General features: G+C 31.2%; 18 protein-coding genes. 10 read left to right on the top strand and 8 right to left on the bottom strand.

Annotation, left to right across the window (positions count from 1 at the left end; genetic code table 11):
• Positions 1-213: 213 nt before the first annotated feature.
• Both B4G36_RS02255 and B4G36_RS02250 read right to left on the bottom strand, forming a co-directional pair.
• The gene (locus tag B4G36_RS02255; RefSeq protein WP_291061670.1) at positions 214-1,227 is read right to left on the bottom strand and encodes a beta-ketoacyl-ACP synthase III; all 1,014 of its coding nucleotides are present in this window, start codon (positions 1,225-1,227) and stop codon (positions 214-216) included.
• Between the two features lie 84 nt (positions 1,228-1,311).
• On the bottom strand, positions 1,312-2,187 hold the full coding sequence (locus tag B4G36_RS02250) for a DMT family transporter (RefSeq protein WP_291061668.1): 876 nt from the start codon (positions 2,185-2,187) through the stop codon (positions 1,312-1,314).
• A gap of 173 nt (positions 2,188-2,360) precedes the next feature.
• On the opposite strand from B4G36_RS02250, the gene B4G36_RS02245 reads away from it, so the two are divergent.
• From B4G36_RS02245 to B4G36_RS02235, 3 genes are all read left to right on the top strand, one after another.
• Positions 2,361-3,167 carry a TerC family protein gene (locus B4G36_RS02245; protein ID WP_291061666.1) on the top strand — a complete coding sequence of 269 codons (807 nt, stop codon included), beginning with the start codon at positions 2,361-2,363 and terminating at the stop codon, positions 3,165-3,167.
• Between the two features lie 51 nt (positions 3,168-3,218).
• Positions 3,219-4,034, top strand: a complete 816-nt coding sequence (locus tag B4G36_RS02240; RefSeq protein ID WP_291061664.1) for an HAD family hydrolase — start codon at positions 3,219-3,221, stop codon at positions 4,032-4,034.
• A gap of 79 nt (positions 4,035-4,113) precedes the next feature.
• Positions 4,114-5,019, top strand: coding sequence for a polysaccharide deacetylase family protein (locus B4G36_RS02235; protein ID WP_291061662.1), 906 nt, complete (start codon positions 4,114-4,116; stop codon positions 5,017-5,019).
• 50 nt (positions 5,020-5,069) lie between these two features.
• On the opposite strand, the gene B4G36_RS02230 is transcribed toward B4G36_RS02235, so the two are convergent.
• The 4 genes from B4G36_RS02230 to porU form a co-directional block, all read right to left on the bottom strand.
• On the bottom strand, positions 5,070-5,471 hold the full coding sequence (locus tag B4G36_RS02230; RefSeq protein WP_291061660.1) for an OsmC family protein: 402 nt from the start codon (positions 5,469-5,471) through the stop codon (positions 5,070-5,072).
• 7 nt (positions 5,472-5,478) lie between these two features.
• Positions 5,479-6,384, bottom strand: a complete 906-nt coding sequence (locus B4G36_RS02225; RefSeq protein ID WP_291061658.1) for a pirin family protein — start codon at positions 6,382-6,384, stop codon at positions 5,479-5,481.
• 126 nt (positions 6,385-6,510) lie between these two features.
• Positions 6,511-7,716, bottom strand: a complete 1,206-nt coding sequence (gene porV / locus B4G36_RS02220) for a type IX secretion system outer membrane channel protein PorV (RefSeq protein WP_291061656.1) — start codon at positions 7,714-7,716, stop codon at positions 6,511-6,513.
• Between the two features lie 33 nt (positions 7,717-7,749).
• Positions 7,750-11,622 (bottom strand): type IX secretion system sortase PorU, encoded by a 3,873-nt coding sequence (gene porU, locus B4G36_RS02215; protein ID WP_291061654.1) that lies wholly within the window; start codon positions 11,620-11,622, stop codon positions 7,750-7,752.
• 164 nt (positions 11,623-11,786) lie between these two features.
• Between porU and gldJ the strand changes: the two genes are divergently transcribed.
• From gldJ to B4G36_RS02195, 4 genes are all read left to right on the top strand, one after another.
• Complete coding sequence (gene gldJ / locus B4G36_RS02210) at positions 11,787-13,415, top strand: gliding motility lipoprotein GldJ (RefSeq protein ID WP_291061676.1); 1,629 nt, start codon at positions 11,787-11,789, stop codon at positions 13,413-13,415.
• A gap of 65 nt (positions 13,416-13,480) precedes the next feature.
• Positions 13,481-14,761 (top strand): UDP-N-acetylmuramoyl-tripeptide--D-alanyl-D-alanine ligase, encoded by a 1,281-nt coding sequence (locus B4G36_RS02205; protein WP_291061652.1) that lies wholly within the window; start codon positions 13,481-13,483, stop codon positions 14,759-14,761.
• A gap of 21 nt (positions 14,762-14,782) precedes the next feature.
• Entirely contained in the window at positions 14,783-15,304 is a 522-nt protein-coding gene (locus B4G36_RS02200; RefSeq protein WP_291061650.1) for a hypothetical protein, read from the top strand.
• Positions 15,305-15,572: 268 nt separating this feature from the next.
• Complete coding sequence (locus B4G36_RS02195) at positions 15,573-16,676, top strand: endonuclease (RefSeq protein ID WP_291061648.1); 1,104 nt, start codon at positions 15,573-15,575, stop codon at positions 16,674-16,676.
• A gap of 386 nt (positions 16,677-17,062) precedes the next feature.
• Here B4G36_RS02195 and fsa read toward each other — a convergent pair whose 3' ends face one another.
• Positions 17,063-17,719 (bottom strand): fructose-6-phosphate aldolase, encoded by a 657-nt coding sequence (gene fsa / locus B4G36_RS02190; protein ID WP_125349844.1) that lies wholly within the window; start codon positions 17,717-17,719, stop codon positions 17,063-17,065.
• 83 nt (positions 17,720-17,802) lie between these two features.
• The gene (locus B4G36_RS02185) at positions 17,803-18,555 is read right to left on the bottom strand and encodes an SDR family NAD(P)-dependent oxidoreductase (RefSeq protein WP_291061646.1); all 753 of its coding nucleotides are present in this window, start codon (positions 18,553-18,555) and stop codon (positions 17,803-17,805) included.
• Between the two features lie 188 nt (positions 18,556-18,743).
• Between B4G36_RS02185 and B4G36_RS02180 the strand changes: the two genes are divergently transcribed.
• Genes B4G36_RS02180 through B4G36_RS02170 form a run of 3 tightly spaced genes read left to right on the top strand, consistent with a single transcriptional unit; the run spans position 18,744 to position 22,350 of the window.
• Positions 18,744-19,502: a hypothetical protein gene (locus tag B4G36_RS02180; protein WP_291061644.1), complete on the top strand. Its 759-nt coding sequence runs from the start codon at positions 18,744-18,746 to the stop codon at positions 19,500-19,502.
• Positions 19,503-19,509: 7 nt separating this feature from the next.
• Positions 19,510-20,271: a hypothetical protein gene (locus tag B4G36_RS02175; protein ID WP_291061642.1), complete on the top strand. Its 762-nt coding sequence runs from the start codon at positions 19,510-19,512 to the stop codon at positions 20,269-20,271.
• A 36-nt stretch (positions 20,272-20,307) separates the two neighbouring features.
• A complete protein-coding gene (locus B4G36_RS02170; RefSeq protein ID WP_291061640.1) occupies positions 20,308-22,350 on the top strand; it encodes a S9 family peptidase in 2,043 nt (680 codons plus the stop codon).
• Positions 22,351-22,492: the final 142 nt, after the last annotated feature.

Below are 22,492 nucleotides of genomic sequence, written 5' to 3'. Positions count from 1 at the left end.
TTGACATAAATAAAATTAATGATTTTTAAAACACTACCTTAAATTTTAAGTTTTAGGTGTCCCCTTTTTGCTGACGATTTACACTTCCATAATAACGATTTCTTTTTTGTATCGCTATTTCAGGACGGGACAATAAATATAACAAAAAAAACCTTCACTGAAAAGTGAAGGTTTTTTTATATTCTAAATTTGTAAATCTAAATTCAAACTTACTTACCAGTTCATCAAAACAGAGCCCCATGTAAATCCTGCTCCAAAAGCTGTCATCATTACTAAGTCACCTTTTTTGATTTTACCTTCTTGTTTTGCTTCACTCAATGCAATAGGAATAGATGCTGCCGTAGTATTTCCGTAACGCATAATGTTGTTATAAACTTTCTCATCTGGTAATCCCAATTGTTTTTGTACAAATTGAGAAATACGCAAATTCGCCTGATGTGGAATAAATAAATCTAAATCTTCTGGCTTTTTATTCGCAGTCGATAAAGCTTCTATAATTGATTCTGGAATACGAGTTACCGCATGCTTGAAAACATAGTTTCCATTCATATATGGATAAATCTCTTTTTTAGTTAACGTATTACCTTCTTTCAATAATTCGTCCGACCAACCTGTTTTTGTTCCAGGGAAAGTAACTGCTAATTCTTCGGCAAATTCACCTTCAGAATGTAAATTAGTCGATAAAATTCCACGTCCTTCTTCTTCCGATGCCGAAACAATTATCGCTCCTGCTCCATCTCCAAAAATTACTGAAACGCCACGACCTTCATCCGACATATCCAATCCGAATGAGTGCACTTCTGCTCCAATCACCAAAATATTTTTGTAAACTCCTGCTTTTATAAAAGCATCAGCCGTTGATAACGCATATACAAAGCCAGAACATTGGTTACGAATATCCATTGCCCCAATTGTACGACAACCTAACTCTTTTTGCACCAATACACCATTTCCAGGAAAATAATAATCTGGAGATAAAGTCGCAAATAATATAAAATCAATATCTTGAGCAGTGATTCCTGCATCTTGTAACGCATTTTTAGCCGCAATAACTCCCAAATCTGTAGACGAAATCTTAGAATCTGGCTCGATATGTCTTCTTTCGACAATCCCTGTACGTTCCTGAATCCATTGGTCATTGGTATCCATCACCTCAGCTAAATCAAAGTTTGTAACAACTCTTTCGGGAACATAATGCCCAACACCTGTAATAATAGAGTGTATCATGTGATTATGGTTTACTTTTCAATTGAAGCAAAGATATTAAATGATAAGCATTCTTTAAAACAAATGCGTCTTTTTGACAATAAATTATTTAGAAAATCTTGTTTTTAATATTCCGTTCATAATGATAGAAAGTACCATTACTCCTGTAGCAATGTAAAATATAGGATTCATATGTTCTGAATCTCCAAAAATAATACTTGCCAAAATGATGCCATAAACTGGTTCTAAATTTACGTTCAACATCAACGTAAAAGCACTTACATGTTTCAGCAAATCAACTGATTCTATTTGTGCAAAAGCTGTAAAAATAACACCAAGCAAAGTCAACCATCCTAAGTTTGACCAACTTATATTTACAACTTCAGAAATAGCTTCTGGCTGAAAAAGAATCATTACTACCGAAAGTGTAATAACTCCACCAATCATTTCATATAAAGTAACTTTAGTTGGTTTGATTGATTTTGGTAATCTCGAATTAAGAACTGCAAACAATGCCGATAGAAAACTACACAAAATACCAATGATGATTCCCAATTTATAATCTTCTGGCGATGCATTAAAAATAACAGCTACACAAGCAGAAACGATTATGGCAAGAATAATTTCGAGCAGATTAATTTTTCGCTTAAAGAAAATAGGTTCTAAAATCGCACTAAAAAGGGCACCCATCGACAACGTACTCAACGCAATTGAGATATTTGAAAGTTTAATTGACAAATAGAATGTAAACCAATGTATTCCGACAATTCCACCGATAGCAAGTAATCTCAATAATTCGTTTTTGGTAACTTTGAAATCCATTTTTCTGAATTTCATATAGATAAAAACAGCAATTGCCCCAATAAGAACACGATACCAAACCATTGGCAACGCACTCATTGTAACTAATTTTCCGAAAACTCCTGTAAATCCCCAAAGAAGTACGAGAAACTGCAACCGAAGTTGAACTTTTGAAATCATTCTAAGCCTTTTTCGCAAAAGTAGAGTTTAATTCTATATTGCTAAAACGATTTAATTGATTTAATCTGTAAATAATTTTGTATATGTTTTAATGTTAAATTAACATCAAATAATTATTACTCAAACTTTAATTCTTATTCTTTGTTGTATTTTCGAAACTTCAAAATTAATCGATGGATTTTAGTATTTTTTTACAACCAGATGCATTAGTTGCATTATTTACATTAACAATGTTAGAAATCGTTTTAGGGATTGATAATATTGTTTTTATCTCTATTTTGTCAGGAAAATTACCTGCACATCAGCAAAAGAAAGCACAACAACTTGGTTTATTTTTAGCCATGTTTACACGTGTAATCCTTTTATTCTCGTTAAGTTGGGTGATGAGTCTTACCACTCCTCTTTTCAATATCGGCGAATGGATTGGCATTACTTCAACCGAATGGTTAGAAAAATTAGCTATCTCTGGTCGAGATTTGATTTTATTAATCGGAGGATTATTCTTGATTTATAAATCAACTGTAGAAATTCACCACAAAATAGAAGGTGTTGAAGAAAGCGAAGGAAAAGTGAAAGTACATTCTTTTGCAGGAACTATTGTACAAATCTTAATTTTAGACATAGTTTTCTCGTTAGATTCTGTAATTACAGCAGTTGGTATGGCAGAACATATCGAAGTTATGATTGCGGCTGTAATTATTGCTGTTGCAGTTATGATGCTTTCAGCAAGTGCGGTTTCTAAATTTGTGAACGATCATCCAACGGTTAAAATGTTAGCTTTATCATTCTTATTATTAATCGGTGTTTCGTTATTAGCAGAAGGATTTGATCAACACATTTCGAAAGGATACATTTATTTTGCTATGGGATTCTCTGTTTTAGTCGAATTCTTAAATTTGAAAATGAAGAAAAAACATTCGAATCCAGGAATTGTCCGAAATATGGTTGGTGACGCGGAAGAACAAAACAAAAATTTATAATTAACTTTGAGGTCTCAATTATGAGACCTTTTTTTATTTAAGAAAAAATCCATGCAAAATATAAAATTAATCGTGACAGATTTGGATGGAACTTTGTTGCGTTCTGATCATTCATTAAGTCCAGAATTCAATAAAATTTACGAAGAATTAAAAGAAAACAACATCACATTTGTACCTGCAAGTGGTCGTCAATATTATAGTATCATTTCTTATTTTGAAAACATAAAAGATGAATTGGCGATTATTGCTGAAAACGGAACCTATGTGACCTACAAAGGTGAAGAAATTTTTGTTGACGAATTGGATTGGTCTGTTGTAAAAGAAATCGTAGAAGAAGTGCGTAAAATAGAAGGTGCAAATATTGTTTTGGCTGGTAAAAATGCAGCTTATGTGGAATCGAAAGATGAAATTTTTTTAGAATATTTTAAAAATTATTATGACAAAAATATTTGGGTTAATGATTTAACTAAAATCAAAAATGAACAATTTATTAAAATTGCAGTAAATCATGCTGATGGAACAGAATTTAATGTATTTCCAAAATTAGTTGATTTTGAAAAATATGGATTAAAAGTTGTGGTTTCTGGAGAAGTATGGTTAGATGTAATGAACAAAAAATCGAACAAAGGAGTTGCATTACAAACTTTGATGAATAAATTGGATATTTCTTCTGAAGAAATCATTGTTTTTGGGGATTTTATGAATGATTTGGAGATGTTACATTTGGCAAAATATAGTTTTGCAATGGAAAATGCGCATCCAAATGTAAAAGAAGTAGCAAATTTTAAAGCACCTTCTAACGATGAAGATGGTGTAATTCAAGTTATTAAGCAATATTTACAACAATCAAAAAACGTAAACGCTTAATAATCTGACAAATAACATCAATCATTTAACATTTCAAATCAGATTAAATTATTAATTTCGCACAAAACCTAAACAATCAATGTTAGCTATCAACAAACATCTAAAAAGCTTTCTTGCAATTGGAACTTTACTTTTTGTTTTTTCTTGTAAAAACGAAAATAATCCTATTCAAAATCAAACAACAACTTCTTCTGAACCAAAAGAAATTTTGCAGAATGATGTTGATTCTATTTATACGGTAAAAGTTGACTCTTCAGTTTTGAAATTAGATACTATTGCAAAAGAAGAAAGGAAAAATCCTATTGATTCGACAAAACAATATGTTTACCTAACTTTTGACGATGGTCCATATAAAGGAAGTAAAAATATCAATAAAATATTAACCGAAGAAAATGTAAAAGGAACGGTTTTCTTAGTTGGTTTTAATGCTTTTACGAAAGATTTGAAACAACATGTAGAAGATTATAAAGCTAATCCAAATGTAGAAATTGCTAACCATACTTTTTCGCATGCGCGTAACAAATACAAAGCTTTTTACAGTGTTCCAGAAAATGTTTATGAAGATATTCGCAAAAATGAGGTGGTATTAGACATACATTCTCGTTGGGTTCGTTTACCTGCACGTAATACATGGCGTTTGAACAAACGCAAAAAAGACGATCCAGTAAAAAATGCAATTCCAGCAGCTGATTTATTGGCTAAAAATCAATACTATATCTATGGCTGGGATTATGAATGGGAAAGAAGTGGAAAAAAATCTGCAACACATCAGCTTTCTTCACCTGAAAAAATTTATGAAGGAATTGTACATCGTTTGGATCAAAATAAAACATTCGAAAAAAATCATTTGGTAATTTTAATGCACGATGATATGTTTAATGAAGATTATAATGCAGAAAAATTAAGACAATTAATTGTTTTATTGAAACGTAATCCGAAAATTGTTATTGAAGGAATTTCTGGATATCCAACCAGGATTAGCTAAATAAAATATTAAGATAAAAAAATCCACTTCAGATGAAGTGGATTTTTTTATTAAATAAACTCTATCGTTGTTTCTATCTCGTGACCTTTTTCTAGCACTTTGTGTACAGGACAAGAATTTGCAACTTTCAATAATCTTGTTCGTTGCTTTTCATCGAAATCGCCTTCTATGATAACATGACGTTGAAAAGTAATTGGCTCAGTTGTAATCATATCAAAATTGACATCTACCTCAACTTTCTTGTAAGCAAATTCTTTGTGATTCATATACATTTGCAATGTAATCGAAGTGCAAGAAGCTAACGCAGCTCCCAACAATTCGCTTGGTTTTGCAGCTGTATCCAAACCTCCTTTATCTAAAGGTTCATCTACATTAAATTCGTGTTTCCCAGTTTTAATATTCGAAATATAATTTTTATCTGTCGAAGTTGATGTTACATTAATATCACTCATTATCAATTTATTTTTCGTTTTCTTTTATTTTAGATTTTTGTTGAGCTTGCGGAATCGGAACGTAATCGTCATCTCCAGGAACTTTAGGAAAACGATGATTAATCCAATCTTCCTTCGCCGTTTCAATCGTTTCTCTTGAAGAACTTACAAAATTCCAAAAGATAAAATGTTCTTCTGGTAATTCTTCTCCTCCAAAAATATAAACGGTAGAACCAGCCGCAATTTCGAACTCACACAAAGTAGCTTCTTTCGCTACTAATAATTGTTTTGTTCCATATGTTTCTCCTCCATCTTTGATAGAACCTTCTAATACATACAAAGCAGATTCTCCATACAAATCTTTTCCTAATGAAACTTTGAAATCATTTTTAGCTTTAATCTCAATAAAATATAAAGGAGAATAAACAGGTACGCCAGAAGTATGTTCACCAAACTTACCAGCAATCAATTTATAATCTGCATTTTCGTCTGACCAATTTGGTAATTTATCTGCTTCAACGTGAACAAAACTTGGCTCCATATTTTCTAATTCTTTTGGCAAAGCCACCCAAATTTGTAAACCATGCAATGTTTTTTCAGTTGTTCGTAAATATTCGGGAGTTCGTTCAGAATGCACAACACCTTTACCAGCAGTCATCCAATTCACAGCTCCAGGCTGAATTTCTAATTCAGTTCCCAAACTATCGCGATGCATAATCGCTCCTTCAAATAAATACGTCAAAGTTGATAAACCAATATGTGGGTGCGGTCCAACATCAAGATTTTGATAATCTTTCAGCTTTGTTGGTCCCATATGGTCGATAAATACAAATGGTCCGACATGTCTTTTTTGACGAAATGGTAATAACCTACCTACCAAAAAATTTCCTATATCAGCAGCTTTTTCTTCTAAAATTAATCCAACGTTAGACATAATAAGTTTAGTTTTTTAATTGATGTAAAATTAGTTTTAACTATTAATTTCAAACTTGATTTAAGTTAATAAATAAAAAAAGGCTAACCAAAAGGTTAACCAATTATAACTTAATCTTAACGATTTCTAGTAATCGTAGCTATTCTGTGTTTCTCCTCCAAAATTCCAAGCAATACCGAAACGTAATGTGTTTTCTAAAGCATTGTTTGTATCTGACATTGGAATTAAATAAGATGCATTAAATGCAAACGAATTGTATTTAAGTCCTAAACCTAATGTCAAATGTTGACGATCTCCTTTCATTGGACTTTCGTGAAAATAACCAGCACGAATAAATAAAGCATCATTATAAGAATACTCTGCACCTACAGAATACATAATTTCTTTTAACTCCTCTTTTCCTCCTCCTGGTGCATCACCAAAAGAACTAAAGATACCTTCCATTACACCTTTATTTGGGATGTAACTATTTGTTATATTCCCTTCTTCATCATATTCATATTGAGGTGTTGGAACTAACAATTTAGAAAACTCTGTTGTGATACCTACTTTATTGTAATCATCAAATTTAAAATCATAACCAACTCCTAAACGTAATGTTGTTGGTAAATAAGATGCGTTATCTTCTGAATTTGAATAATCTAATTTTGGACCAATATTAGAGATTTGGAAACCTCCACGTAATTTACCTTCAAAATTGTTGGTATCCATTGTTTCTGATTGGTAATAACCTGCTAAATCAACTGCAAATGTATTTGCTGGCTGAACTGTACCATCGCTTACTCCATTAGATAAATCGGAACGAATGAAACGACCAGTTACCGCCATCGAGTAATTATCTGTTAAACGTAAACCATATGATAAGTCGATTGAGAACTCATTAGGCTTTGCCGTACCATCTTCTTGAATTTGTCCAGTAGCTGCATTTAAGCTATTTAACTTAATTTCGCCCATATTGAAATAATAGATACTTGCTCCTAATGTACTACGCTCATCTTGTCCTAAGAAAGTGTAATAAGTTGCATTTAATAAGAAAACATCATTCACCAATGATCCCATATATGGCGTATAGGTGAACGCTACTCCAGAGTAATCTGGTGCAAAAGCAAATTTAGCAGCATTCCAATACTGAGAATAGTTATCCGCCGATGTCGCAACACCTTGATCTCCTAAACCACCTGCACGTGCATCAGGCGAAATTTTTAAGAATGGAGCTCCCGTTAAAATTGGATTTGATTTTGTATAATCTTTATCTGTATTATTACTTCCTCTATCTTGAGCATAGGTAAAAGCCGATGCTAAAATCAATAAGCTTGCGGTAATTTTTTTCATTCGTGTTATATTGATTATATTTTTATTTTTCTATTATTTTAAAATGACAAGTTTTTCAACTGCTGCTGCTGAACCTTTACATACGGTATCGTCAACACCTTTTACATTCACTTTGTAAATATAAACACCTTTTCCTATTTTGTCTCCAAAATCATCCAAACCATCCCATTCTATCGCATATTTTCCTGTACGATATCCTTCTCGGAAAGGTTCTGCCGACACAGTTTTTCGAATCGTTTTGACTAATTTTCCGGAAATTGTAAATATCTGAACCATTACATCTAACTCAGAATCACAGTTATGTTCGAAATGGAAAAACGTATTCTTTGTAAATGGATTTGGCCAGTTTAGCAATTTATCGATATGCAATTGTCCTGTCCCATTTTCCATTACTACAAAGTCTAACGTTGCAGTATTCGAATTATTGTTGATATCCCAAAATTTTAAATTCACAGTATGTTGACCAAGTTCAAGATTTTTTAATTGATACATTACTTGTCCTTTCTGGTAATCTTCAAAATTCTTATTGACACATGGATTTGCATCACCTCCATCATAATATTCATTCAACACATAAGCCTCTTGAACTTTTCCATCAATTGTAGCTACGATATCATGTCCAATACTTGATCCTGTTGCATTAATACCTGAATTATCTGTTAAACAACCCACCAAATAAGGCGAACGATCTGTAATTCCACCATTTGCAAAATGTAAATTATTCATATACAATTTTCCTTGTGGACGTTCGTCATCATTTAATCCATCTGGATTTATACCCTTAAAATCCACCTCTGTCACAGTTGAAGCATCTTTCCCTTTTGTATCATCCCAAGCATAAAACTTAAGCTTACGTTTACCTTCTTCATAATTAACTTCTTTTGGGATATAAAAATTAATCTCGAATATTCCACCTTCTTTAACAACACCAGTACCTTTATACATTGTTTTATTTTCTGTTTCGAAAGTTTTTCCTGAGTGATTAGATTCAGATAATATCGTTTTTGTTTCAGGTTTTTCGTATAGACTAACTGCTATTTTTCCTATAAATTCTGTATCAGGCAGATTCCCTCCAAGTTTATTGATATTTCCTTCAATTGTTACAAAATCTAACGCTTTCATTACGTTCCCTTCAGTTATTGGTCCATTTCTATTTATGATACTTTTTATATAAATATCTTGTTGCGGACGATGAATTGACAACATTGGATCTCCAAGAATACTTACACTTTTATTATTTGTATGCCCAGCTGAATTTTTAATTTTCGCTTGATTAAGTGCTTTTCCAATTGTTTGATTTTCTTCTAATATATCTTTCTTGAAAAATTCCTCTAGCAAATGTTCATTCATAGAATCTCCATAACCAGTTCCAATTGGACGATTAGTCGTAATCATAGATAACGCTCCACCATTTGCGTTTTTCAACATAGCTTCTCCAGCAGAATTATATTGCGGTAAATCCCAAATTGTAAAATCACATGTCACAGTTGTAACAATAGGTAAACGTGAATAGACTGCATTAAAATTGGATAAATTTGTTAATTCTTCTGCTGTTATAATTCGTTCTTGCGCCCAACTACGAGGACCTCCATGTCCATAATACATCAAGAAGTTTGAACCTAATTCTATTCCATTCAAAATTGCTTGATTTACGGTTGGATAGCGAACACCTGCCGATGTACCTTCGGGTTGATGAGCACCTGTGTATATTTTGTTTACCGTATAAATTTGATTTTCTGTTTTAGTAAACTCATCATCAATAGAAGTATTAAAAGCTGGCGTATTTACATTATTATCATTGTCTGTAACTGCAACAACTTTTGTACGCCAATCTCCATATGAAGTTCCTTTTCCTTGAACTTTATCATAATAAGAAATGATTTTATCCACCAAAACTTTCGCTTCTGTAGAATTTGATGCAGGAATTCGACCAACAGCTATATCAAACCAGTGAGCATCATATTTATAAACACCATCAACATTATTTGGTAGTATTTCTACTTCATCTTTCAACATTGCAAAATAATCATCTGTTGCAATAGCAACATCTATATTTGTTGAAGGTTCGTCTGTAAATGTTGGAATATAATTAGTGAAATCTTTTATCCTATTTTTTGGATCATACGTTGTTGCACCAAATAATACTGCGTATTCTAAGTTTGGACTTTGATTATCTTTCAAAAACTTTAAAAAATCTCGAATCGCAATTGGATCTTGACTACCAGAAGAAAAATCATTATATACTTGATCTGTTGTCACAACGGCAACATTTATCTTATCATGATTTTCTCTAAATTTTGCCAAATGCTGTGCTTGATCCATATATTTAGGATGCGTGATCACAACATAATTAATATCTGTCAAACCACGAATATCCTGATTTGGAACTCGTCCTACAAAATTTACTTCATCATAAGCATGTTCATCACGGAAAGCAACAAATTCATTTGGAATAGTTGTTTTAAACTTATACAAATTGCTTTCAGGAGATAGAGCAGAAATCCAATGAATATCAGAAACATTCCAAACAGTTACATTAGAAGAATTATTTAACGTAAAAGCATTTACGCTATTATCATTAATATTTTCTAAAAAACGAAATGTAAATTGCTCGTTCGTATAACTTAAATTATCTTTGAAACGTAACTGCAAATAGTCTAAATAAGCCAATGCAGACGGATTTGCTCCCGAAGAAGTAACCGAAATATCAATCGAATTAGAAGTCAGTGATAAAGATTTATCTTCCAAAACTCTTGTAAATTCTGAAGTTCCTAAACTACCAGAAAAAGATTGCCCATTAACATTAACTGTATATCCATTATTATTTGCATTTTTCCCTACAACAGCATATCGTAAATATGCTTCACCTCCACTTGCAATAGAATTTGCTTTGAATGATTTCCTAAAACCATCTTTTAATCCAATATTTTCTCCAACCCAAATTTGTCCAAGACTATTTAAATTGATTGAATCTTTCTCATGAAATTGAAGGTTATCAAACGTTGAAAAAGTTTTATTTGCTGTTTCAGAAATTGAAGATTGTTCAACAACTCTTTTTCCATCTGCTCCATTAAAACTAATAAAATAATAAGCTGACTCATCATATAAATTATAACGCAGTTTGATGTCTTTTAACGTTGTCGCATGATCTCTATACCATTGATGCGGGCCTTTTGCATAAAACAACACATAGTCATTGTTGTCAAAATTTCCATCATCACCTCCCACAAATTTAATTGGAATTTCATTCAAGGCGCCTTTTCTATTTATAGTCAAATTTTCCATTAAGCGACCTTCACCATTTCCATAAATTTTTAAGGATTTTGGATTGAAGTTAGTTGGAATTCCGTTCTTCGTAAAGAAATTTTTATCTAATTTAAAAACTCCATCTTTCGAAACTTTTATTTTGTACCAATCACCCGTTTTCAAAACACTTGTTGTCGAATTATCAGTCAAACGAGCAACTGTTTTTCGTTGAGAAGAAACCTGTTTTGGAATAATCGAAAAAGATTCTATTCGTAGAAATTTATTATTTTGTTTGATAAATGGCAAAACTTTAACGATGAGTTTTTGTTGACCATTTTTATCAATAATTTGATAAGAAGAAAAATTAATTTTATCCGAAATAGAAGAAGTGTCCAAATCAATTAATTCGTTCTGAACTTCTCTGTATTGGACGTTCGTTAACTCAACTTCCTTATTTATTGAGTTTAATTCCACCGTAAATTCTGGAAGAAAATAACCTCCCAACGAATAATGATCTTGGTTCGAAAAATAAGGAACATTCACTTTATTTCCATTCGTCAAAGAAATTGTTTGATTGTTCTCCCAATTTATTTTATAATTTTGACTAAACAATTGAGGAAATTGTAGCAAAGTTGCGACTAAAATAAAATATTTCTTCATGTCTGTTAAACGCTAATTTGGCAAATATATTTTCAATCGTAAAATAAAAAAATAATTCTTACGTTAGATACAAGAAATAAAGCATTTTTTCGTTGTAAGATTAATGTCAAATGCTTTTATTTGCATTAAATTTAATTTTCGAAAACCAGAAATATTCTATGAAAATGAATAAAGGACGTATTTTTTCTCTTGCCCTTGCAGCTGTTACTATGAGTGTATTCATGGGTTGTGCAAGCAGTTCAGGAAAGAAAAAAGGAGGTGGAACAAAAAATTTCACAAGTCGTACAGGATGGAAACCAAACGATAGTAAAGGTTGGTTTTTTTCAGGTAAAAAGAAAGAAAACATCAAAGCTTGGCCTGGAATGGTTTTCATCGAAGGTGGATCTTTTACGATGGGAATTACGAAAGATGACGTGTTACACGATTGGAATAATTCTCCAGTTCGTATGCAAGTAAAATCTTTCTTCATTGGTGAAACTGAGGTTACAAACTACGAATACAAAGAATACTTAACTTGGTTGAAAGTTGTTTTCCCTCCAGAAGACACGCAATACAAGGATATTTATAATGGAGCATTACCAGATGAATCAGTTTTTAATAATCAATTATCTCGTGATGATTTCTCTACAGAAAATTATTTATTTTCTCCAGAATTCAGCTATTATCCAGTAGTTGGTATTTCTTGGTTACAGGCCGTTAACTATTGTGATTGGTTGACAGACCGTGCTGTTGAAAAATCTTTAATGAATAAAGGAATCTTATCAAAAGATTTATATAATAATGAGGAATATAATTATGGGAGTAAAACATTTAGTGCTGAGCAATATAAGTTAGGTGACACAAATGTAAACGAAGCGATTGATTCGACTAAAATTATGAAAGCGAATCAAATCAAAACTCAAAATACTCGTATTTTAAAAGCCAATCGTGCAACTGGTTCAGACGAAGTTCAACCTTTCCGTTTACCTACAGAAGCTGAGTGGGAATATGCTGCATTAGCTTTACCAGGAAATCGTGAATACAACGAATACAAAGGAAAAGATGTTGCTCAAAATAATTTGAGAGTTACAAAAGGCGCTCAAAGAGGTCAATATTTAGACAACTTCAAACAAGGACGTGGAGATTACTCTGGAATTGGTGGATTTGGTAACGATGGTTCAGCAATTACAAGTGATGTTCGTAAATATCCTTCAAATGATTTTGGGCTTTACGGAATGTTAGGAAACGTTGCTGAATGGGTTTCTGATGTTTATCGTCCTATTATTGATGAAGAAGCAAACGATTTCAACTACTACCGTGGAAATATTTTAAAAACAAAAATTGACAACGGAGCAGGTGGTTTTGAAAAATATGACGAAACAAATGTTGAATATGATACTTTAGACAACGGACGTTTAGTTTATAGAGGATTACCAGGTGCTTACAAAAAACAAACAGAATACGATTTAACAAATTATCGTGATGGTGACCCTAATTCTTCTTTATCACCACGTACTGAACAAGGAAAATCTGCTGATAAAGCGACAGAAGATATGTACAACGCTCCTCAACGTAAATTTAGAGTAGATGAAAAAGGTCGAGTAATCTTAGAAAAAGATTCTTCTAAACGTACTTCTGATATCTCTGATGAAACACGTGTTGTAAAAGGTGGTTCTTGGAAAGACCCTATTTACTGGATAGATCCAGGACAAAGACGTTATTTACACCAAGCAAGTGCAACAAACTGGATTGGTTTCCGTGTAGCACAAGAATATTCTGGTAGTTTCGAATCAAAACGTAAACGTAGAGGATAATAATCCTTTACAAAATATTTTAAATCTCGGTGATTAATTTCATCGAGATTTTTTATTTTTACACTATGAAAACAGCAGAAATATTCGATCAATTTCTTAAATCGAAAATCGTTACGACTGATACACGCAACATCTCACAAAATTGTATCTTTTTTTCTTTAAAAGGAGCTAATTTCAACGGAAATACTTTCGCTCAAGAAGCGATCAATCAAGGAGCTGCAATGGCAATTGTTGACGAAAAAGAATTTGAAAATACATCTAAAAATATTTTTTTGGTTAATGATGCTTTAGAAACTCTACAAGATTTAGCGAGAACTTATCGTAATTACCTTAAAATACCATTTATTGGATTGACTGGTTCTAATGGTAAAACAACGACAAAAGAATTGATTTCAGCTGTTTTAAAAGAGAAATTCAAAACGCATTATACTTTCGGAAATCTGAATAATCACATCGGAGTTCCTTTAACAATTCTTTCTATTCCAGAAAACACAGAAATTGCCGTGATAGAAATGGGTGCGAATCATCAAAAAGAAATCGAGTTATTAGCTTCTATTTCTCAACCAGATTATGGGTATATCACCAATTTTGGTAAAGCTCATTTAGAAGGTTTCGGAGGAATTGAAGGTGTGATTAAAGGAAAATCTGAATTGTATGATTTTTTGAGAGCAAATAACAGAACTGCTTTTGTCAATTTTAATGATCCAATTCAAATTGAAAAAACTGAAGATATTAATCGAATTACATTTTCTGATCAACATAATACAGATGTTCAAATCGAATTGATAGAAAATGAAACTGAATATTTGGCGGTTAAATACCAAGATTTAAAAATTCAATCTCATTTAACAGGAAACTATAATTTTAGCAATATTTCATGTGCAATTGCAATTGGACAACATTTCGGGATTGATGCTAAAACTATTCAACAAGGGATCGAAAATTATTTTCCATCAAATAATCGTTCACAAATTATCAATAAAGAAAATTACAAAATTGTGATGGATGCGTACAACGCAAACCCAAGTAGTATGGAAGCTTCATTAAATAATTTTGCAAAATTTGAAGGTTCTAAAACAGTTATTATTGGTGATATGTTCGAGCTTGGAGAAGAATCAAAATCTGAGCATCAACGTATTTTAAATTTAGCTGAAAGTTTAGATTTTGATCAAATTTTTATTCTAGGACATAATTTTGGTGAAACAATTACGAATAATCCAAAAGTACAAAAATTTGAAAACCGTGTTGCCTTTGAAGAATGTTTGAAAGAAAATCCAATCAAAACTCAAAATATTTTGATAAAAGGTTCTCATGGGATGAGACTTGATTTGTTAGAAAATATTTAAAATCAACACCCTGATTATCTGATGAATAAATCAATATTCTTTTTTATAATTACTCTTTTCTGTTATCATTCTCTTCAAGCTCAATCTGTAATTGAATGGAAAAAAGATATGAAGCTTAATTACGAAAACTTCAAAAAGAAACCTATTCAAACAAAGGTTCCTCAAGGATTTTTAGATTCAAAATTAGGTTGGCAAATTGCAGAATCTACAGGAGAACTTCCTGAACTTTGGGTTACCAATAAATTTGATGAAAGTAATTCGTGGCTATCTATGCAACATACAGAAATTTTAAAAGAAATGCAGTTGGAATTTGACTTGTCTGAATTATATGCACGAAAAATTAGAAAAGATTTTAAAGATTTGCAAGCCAAAAAAGTCATGGGTAAAGATTCTTATCGAGCAAAATTTTTGTTAGGTTCTAAGAATTTTCAGAAAAAATTGAAATCGATAGCTGGAGTTTCTTTAAATCAACCTGACTTATACAAATTATTAAATAAACAAATTCAAGATTCATTGGTGATTTATCAAAATTATAGTAAGTAAAAGAAGCACTAAATTTAACTATTTATTAATTTTAGATGTGTCTTTTATATATACATTTGTAACCTTTTCAAGATAAAATATATGAAACAGATTTCTACAATTTTGTTATATAATAAAAAGCTTCCACTTATTGAACAACTAAATTTAAATAATTTCAATTTAAAAATTTTGAAAAACGCTTATATATTCAATAAATAATTATTAAATAATATAATGAGAAAATTAAGATATTTTTCGTATCTTAATTCTCTTTTTAAATTCATACTATATGAAAAAAATAATTTTACACCTTAGTATTATTTTAGTAGGTTCTAACCTATTGGCTCAAGCACCCGCTAATTATTACAACAATGCAACTGGTAGCGGTTTCGTATTAAAAACTCAGCTGTATAATATAATAAAAGGTCATACAACAAAAAGTTATGATGCTTTAAAAGGGTTATATAGACAAACAGATTCTGATAATGGATTTCAAGATAAGTATTATGAAAAAGATAATACCATTTTAGACATTTATTCTGAAATTGCTACAACTAAAGATCCATATAATTTTACACCTGGTCAAAAAGAATGTGGAAATTATAAGAATGAAGGAGATTGTTACAATAGAGAGCACTTAATCCCTCAGAGTGTTTTTAGTAAAAATTCGCCTATGGTTTCAGATCCTTTACATATATGGCCAACAGATGGTAAAGTAAATGGTATGAGAAGTAACTATCCTCATGGTGTTGTTGGGAGCGCAACATACACTTCACTAAATGGTTCGAAATTAGGGAATAATCTAAATTCTGGTTATTCATACGGATATTCTGGTACAGTTTTCGAGCCAATTGATGAGTTCAAAGGGGATATCGCTCGTGCTTATTTTTATTTCGCAACACGATACGAAGGAAATGGCATTCAGAATTGGAAATATGCGATGTTCAATGGATCAAAAGATAAAGTTTTCACAGATACTTTCTTGAAAATATTAATGACTTGGCACTTAAATGACCCCGTTTCTGATCGTGAGAAAGACATTAATAATTTAGTCTACAGATACCAAGGAAATAGAAACCCATTTATTGATCATCCAGAATATGCAGAAAAAATTTGGGGTTCGAATTTAGGAACTGGAGATTTCGAATATCAAAAGCGTGATGATGTTTCAGTTTACAATGTAACAAATCGTTCGATTAAAGTTAAATTTGAAAATAATTCGAAATCAATTCAGAAAGTTTCTGTTTTTAATTTCAATGGACAATTAATTAATGAAGTTTCAAATTCGTCAAATCAAAAAGAAGTTGAAGTTAATTTCAAAAACCCAGGTATTTATATCATCAAAGTTGTTGGAAAACAAATGGAAATCAACAAAAGAGTTGTAATAAAATAATCATTAATCAAACCATCATAAAAAAATCCTTCGCTCATACAAGTGAAGGATTTTTTAATTTAGTAAATGGAAAAAATTATTAGTCATTATTGATATTTTTCTTAAAAAATGTGCTTCCATAAAGAAACATGATTAATAAAAAAGGGATACCAAGCGTGACTGATAATAAAATAAATGTTTTTAACATACTAATAAAAAATATTTTAGTTTCTAATACTTTTATCAATTTACAATTAATAATTTTATATTATTCATAATAAAACATCTTTTTTTATTTATTAACACTATTTTTATCAACTTGATAATTAAAAGCTTTTCATTAATATAAATTCATAAAAAAAGTCGCTTAAAATTAAGCGACTCATATATAGAAAATTCTATTCAATTTATTGATTTCCTTTAGCGTAATCAGCTAAGAATTGTGCTAATCCAGAATCTGTTAATGGGTGTTTTAACAATCCTAAGATTGATGATAAAGGTCCTGTCATAACATCAGCACCAATTTTTGCACAATTAACAATATGCATTGTATTACGAACTGAAGCAGCTAAAATTTGAGTTTCGTACAAATAGTTATCATAAACCAAACGAATTTCTTCGATTAAGTTTAAACCATCTGTGGAAATATCGTCTAAACGTCCGATGAATGGAGAAACGTAAGTTGCACCAGCTTTTGCAGCTAATAATGCTTGTCCTACAGAGAAAACTAAAGTCACGTTTGTTCTAATTCCTTTTGTAGAAAAGTATTTACACGCTTTTACACCATCTTTCGTCATAGGAATTTTAACTACAATTTGAGGATTTAAAGCTGCTAAAGCTTCTCCTTCTTTTACCATTCCTTCGAAATCAGTAGAAATTACCTCAGCAGAAACATCTCCGTCAACTAATTCGCAAATTGCTTTATAGTGATTCAAAATATTTTCTTGACCTGTAATTCCTTCTTTTGCCATTAAAGATGGATTTGTTGTTACACCATCTAAAACTCCTAAATCTTGGGCTTCTTTAATGTCAGCTAAGTTAGCTGTATCGATAAAAAATTTCATTGTTTGTTTGTATTTCGTTCAGGCAAAATTAAGGATTAAATTATAGAAAACCATTTAATCTTAAAGATTCGCTCAAAAATATTTTAAACTGCTGTATATCCACCATCAACAAGGTAATAACCCCCTGTCATAAAAGATGCTTTGTCCGAACTTAAGAATAAAACTAATTCTGCAACTTCTTCTGGCTGCCCTAAACGACCCATTGGATGTTTTGTAACAAGCAATTCTAAATGATCTGGACTCAAATTATTCGATAATAAAGGCGTCATAATATAACCTGGCCCAACTGCATTACATCGTATATTTTTTGGTCCATATTCTGCACCAATATTTTTCGTCAAACCTACAACTCCATGCTTTGCAGAAGTATAAGCCGAACTCATTGGCGCAGCGACATTACCATGAATAGAAGCCATATTAACAATAGAACCTCCTCCATTCTTTTCCATTGCTTGTAATTGATATTTACATCCGTAAAAAACACCATTAAAATTAATATCTATTACTTTTTTCCAACCATCTAGTGGATAATTTTCAGTCAACTCAGCAGGACCTCCAATTCCAGCATTGTTACAAGCTATATCAAGTTTTCCATAAACTTCAAGCGTTTTATTTACTAATGCTTCATTATCTTCTGGCGAAGAAGTATTCGCTTTAAAAAATATCGCTTCTCCTCCATTCTTTTTGATAATTTCTACTACTTCATTTCCACCTTCTTCATTAATATCTGAAACCACAACTTTCGCACCCTCTTTGGCATATAATTCAGCAACAGCTTTCCCAATTCCAGAGCTAGCTCCAGTTACAATCGCAACTTTATCTTTTAAACTTGACATAATTTTATGATTTTAATTTAAATAAAGTTAATCATTTATAATCAGATCTATAAATCATTTCTTTAAAATAATATTATTTGAAATGATTCAATTTTATTAACTATTTTGAAATGAAAAATTCAGCATAACAAATACATTTAGGTTAAAACAATTCTATTTTATTATATTTGATACAAATAACTTTTTAAATGAAAAATTTAATAGCTGCTATACTTTTATGTAGTTTTTCTACGATAAATGCACAAGAAACAAGTGATTATAAGTACATCAATATTCCTGAAAAATTTTCTAGTTTTGATAAAGATGAATATCAATTAAATAATCGATTAAGATATATTTTGACGCAGAAAAAATACGAAGTTTTACCTTCTGATAAATCTGCTTGGCCACAAGAAGTTGTGCAAAATCCTTGTTTAGCATTGAATGCTGATATTTTAAAAGTTAAAAGTTTTCTGAATAATAAATTAGAGATAAGTTTTACGGATTGTTCTAATAAAAGTATTCAAAAATTTGAAGGTACTTCTAAGATTAAAGAATATGACAAAGGTTACCAAGAAGCAATAAAATTAGCTTTAAATCCTTTGAAATCTCAAAATGCGAAAGCTTCTGTTCCAATGGTGAAATTAGAAAAAGCCCAAACAGAAACAACAGCTGCATATATGCCCGAACCAAAAGGAACTCATGTTACAGCTACTAATTTGTTGACAGATGGAACAACTATTTATCAAAAAATAGAACTGCAAAATGGTGGTTTTATGTTGATGTCCGAAAACGGAAATCAAGTTGTTGCAAAATTTGAACCGACCCTAAAAAATGGAATTTACAGAGTAATTGTTACTAAAGGAAATTTGAATTATTTTTCAGTAGGTTACATTAGTGGAAATACAATTTCGTACGAGGTTTCTGAAAATAATAGTTGGAAAGCAGTTAAATTATCGGCTAAATAATCTTGCTATGAAAATTATATTATCAAGTTTATTTCTTATTGCTTTATCGTCATTACAAGCACAAAATGTAGCTGATTATAAATATGTTATAGTTCCTCAACTCTTTAAAGATTTCGTAAAAGAAGATTATCAATTGAATACAGGATTGAAAACTGCTTTGAGAAAAAAAGAATATGAAGTAATAAATGAAAATTCTATTCCGTTAGATGTGCAAATCAATCCTTGTTTAGCGACAAAAGCAAATATTGAAAATACTTCTGTTGCTTTTAAAAATAAATTAAAAGTAACGTTTACAGACTGTAATAATAATGTGATTTCAACTTATGAAGGTTCTTCAAAAGAAAAAGATTTTACAAAAGGTTATCAAGAAGCCTTAACATTTGCTATGAATCAGGTTGGAAAACAAAATGCGAAAGATTTACCTGTAACTAAAACAGAAAATACAACCACTACAACCGTTAAAGAAACAACGAATAAAGTCGTTACGCAAGTGTCAAATAAAACTGTAGAAAACAAAAACGTTTACAAATCGAACGGAAAAAATTACACGACAGCAAGTACAAATAACAACGAATTTGTATTAATCGACCAAGAAAATTCAAAAGTTATTGCACAATTTTATCCAGCTACTCAACAAAATGTTTTCCATGTAACAGTGATTTCTCAAAACGGAAATTATCAAACAATTGGTTATTTAAATGGAAATAATATCATCATCGAATATAAAACAGGTGATAAATCTTGGTCAACTACAACTTATTCAAAGTAAGTTTTTATAGTACATTTGCACCTTAAATTTTAGAAAATGCAAGCACCTATTGCGAAAAAAATAGAACAAAAATTAGAAAAACACGGAGATATCCGCATCGATAATTATTATTGGTTGAATGATCGTGAAAACTCTGAAGTTATCGATTATTTGAACCAAGAAAACGAATATACAAAAGCTATTCTACAACCAACAGAAGCTTTACAAACCAAGCTTTTTGAGGAAATGAAAGCACGAATCAAAGAAGATGATTCGTCTGTTCCTTACAAATTGAATGGTTATTGGTATTTGACGGAATATCAAAAAGGGAAAGAATATCCAATTCATAAACGTCGTAAAGATAGTTTAGAGAATCCAGATGAAATTCTTTTTGATGTCAACACAATGGCTGAAGGTCATTCGTACTATCAATTGGGTGGAATTTCGATGGCACCAAATAATCAATTGGTTTCCTTTGGAGTTGATAATGTTTCGCGAAGAATTTATACGATTCAGATCAAAGATTTAACAACTGGAGAAATTCTTTCTGATAAAATAGAAAACACAACTGGAGGTTCTGTTTGGGCGGCTGATAATCAGACTTTATTTTATACAATAAAAGATGAAACATTGCGAGCTTATCAAATTTGGAAACACAAATTAGGGACAAAACAAGAAGATGATGTCTTAGTTTTTGAAGAAGTAGATGATACGTTTAATGCGTTTGTTTACAAATCAAAATCTAGAGATTACATCATTATTGGATCTTCAAGTACTGTTTCTGACGAGTTTAGATATATTCCTTCTAATCAACCAGATGCTGAGTTTAAAATCTTTCAAAAAAGAGAACGTGATTTAGAATATTCAATCGAACATTTTGGTGATTCATTTTATATTCAAACCAATAAAGATGATGCGTTTAACTTCAAATTAATGAAAACTTCTGTCGAAAAAACAGAACAAGAAAATTGGATTGATGTGATTCCTCATCGTGAAGAAACATTGATTGAAGGTTTCGAAATTTTCAAGAATTATTTGGTTATCGAAGAGCGCACAAATGGTTTATTGCAGATGAATATTAAAGCGTGGGATAATTCAACTGATTATTATTTGCCATTTAACGAAGAAACCTATACAGCAAATGTCGGCACAAATCCAGATTTTGATACTGACATTTTACGTTACGGATATACATCATTGACAACTCCTTCTTCTGTGATTGATTTTAACATGAATGATAAAACATTCGAAATCAAAAAAGAACAAGTTATTATAGGTGATTTTGATAAAGAAAATTATATTTCTGAACGTATTTGGGCAGAAGCGCGTGATGGAGAAATGGTTCCAATCTCATTGGTTCGTCGAAAAGATACACCTCTTTCTGCCGAAACTCCTCTTCTACTTTACGCTTATGGTTCATATGGTTACACGATCGAGCCTTATTTTAGTTCGGTTCGATTAAGTCTTTTGGACAGAGGCTTTATCTATGCAATTGCGCATATTCGTGGTGGTCAATATCTTGGTCGCGAATGGTATGAAGATGGAAAAATGTTAGAAAAGAAAAATACATTTTTTGATTATATTGATGCAGCAAAATATTTGATTCAACAAAATTACACTTCATCAAAACACTTGTATGCCATGGGTGGTTCTGCTGGAGGATTGTTGATGGGTGCTGTGATTAATTACGAACCAACGTTATTCAATGGAGTAATTGCGCAAGTACCTTTTGTAGACGTTGTCACAACAATGTTAGACGATTCTATTCCATTGACAACAGGGGAATATGATGAATGGGGAAATCCGAATGAAAAAGAATATTACGATTACATGAAATCGTATTCGCCTTACGATAATGTGGAAGCAAAAGCCTATCCAAACCTCTATGTTTCGACAGGTTTACACGATTCTCAAGTACAATATTGGGAACCTGCAAAATGGGTGGCGAAATTAAGAGATTTAAAAACAGATGATAACATTCTACTTTTAGATACAAATATGGATACAGGGCACGGCGGTGCTTCTGGTCGATTCGAATCGTTGAAAGAAGATGCAAAAGAAGATGCTTTCTTATTTATGTTAGAAGGGATTACAGAATAAATTTCAAACCAAAAAGTCAACAAATTTGTTGGCTTTTTGGATTTTTTAATGAATGAAATTCCACTTTTTGTAAAATACAGAAAAGGTATAATCAGTTAATTCTTCTAATAAATCACAGATTTTACCTAAATTTACAACAAAG

Origin of the sequence: Empedobacter sp. UBA3239 (genome assembly GCF_002362875.1) — a bacterium.
GTDB lineage: Bacteria > Bacteroidota > Bacteroidia > Flavobacteriales > Weeksellaceae > Empedobacter > Empedobacter falsenii_B.
Note: the sequence above shows the minus strand (reverse complement) of the source record. Positions and strands in the feature narration are given on the sequence as shown.

Bases quoted from the DNA above. Each gene is read 5' to 3' on its own strand.
- porU (WP_291061654.1), bottom strand. From the start codon at position 11,622: ATGAAGAAATATTTTATTTTAGTCGCAACTTTGCTACAATTTCCTCAA.
- B4G36_RS02230 (WP_291061660.1), bottom strand. From the start codon at position 5,471: ATGAGTGATATTAATGTAACATCAACTTCGACAGATAAAAATTATATT.
- B4G36_RS02195 (WP_291061648.1), top strand. From the start codon at position 15,573: ATGAAAAAAATAATTTTACACCTTAGTATTATTTTAGTAGGTTCTAAC.
- gldJ (WP_291061676.1), top strand. From the start codon at position 11,787: ATGAATAAAGGACGTATTTTTTCTCTTGCCCTTGCAGCTGTTACTATG.
- B4G36_RS02235 (WP_291061662.1), top strand. From the start codon at position 4,114: ATGTTAGCTATCAACAAACATCTAAAAAGCTTTCTTGCAATTGGAACT.
- porV (WP_291061656.1), bottom strand. From the start codon at position 7,716: ATGAAAAAAATTACCGCAAGCTTATTGATTTTAGCATCGGCTTTTACC.
- B4G36_RS02180 (WP_291061644.1), top strand. From the start codon at position 18,744: ATGAAAAATTTAATAGCTGCTATACTTTTATGTAGTTTTTCTACGATA.
- B4G36_RS02250 (WP_291061668.1), bottom strand. From the start codon at position 2,187: ATGATTTCAAAAGTTCAACTTCGGTTGCAGTTTCTCGTACTTCTTTGG.
- B4G36_RS02200 (WP_291061650.1), top strand. From the start codon at position 14,783: ATGAATAAATCAATATTCTTTTTTATAATTACTCTTTTCTGTTATCAT.
- B4G36_RS02225 (WP_291061658.1), bottom strand. From the start codon at position 6,384: ATGTCTAACGTTGGATTAATTTTAGAAGAAAAAGCTGCTGATATAGGA.
- B4G36_RS02170 (WP_291061640.1), top strand. From the start codon at position 20,308: ATGCAAGCACCTATTGCGAAAAAAATAGAACAAAAATTAGAAAAACAC.
- B4G36_RS02185 (WP_291061646.1), bottom strand. From the start codon at position 18,555: ATGTCAAGTTTAAAAGATAAAGTTGCGATTGTAACTGGAGCTAGCTCT.
- fsa (WP_125349844.1), bottom strand. From the start codon at position 17,719: ATGAAATTTTTTATCGATACAGCTAACTTAGCTGACATTAAAGAAGCC.
- B4G36_RS02255 (WP_291061670.1), bottom strand. From the start codon at position 1,227: ATGATACACTCTATTATTACAGGTGTTGGGCATTATGTTCCCGAAAGA.
- B4G36_RS02205 (WP_291061652.1), top strand. From the start codon at position 13,481: ATGAAAACAGCAGAAATATTCGATCAATTTCTTAAATCGAAAATCGTT.
- B4G36_RS02245 (WP_291061666.1), top strand. From the start codon at position 2,361: ATGGATTTTAGTATTTTTTTACAACCAGATGCATTAGTTGCATTATTT.
- B4G36_RS02175 (WP_291061642.1), top strand. From the start codon at position 19,510: ATGAAAATTATATTATCAAGTTTATTTCTTATTGCTTTATCGTCATTA.
- B4G36_RS02240 (WP_291061664.1), top strand. From the start codon at position 3,219: ATGCAAAATATAAAATTAATCGTGACAGATTTGGATGGAACTTTGTTG.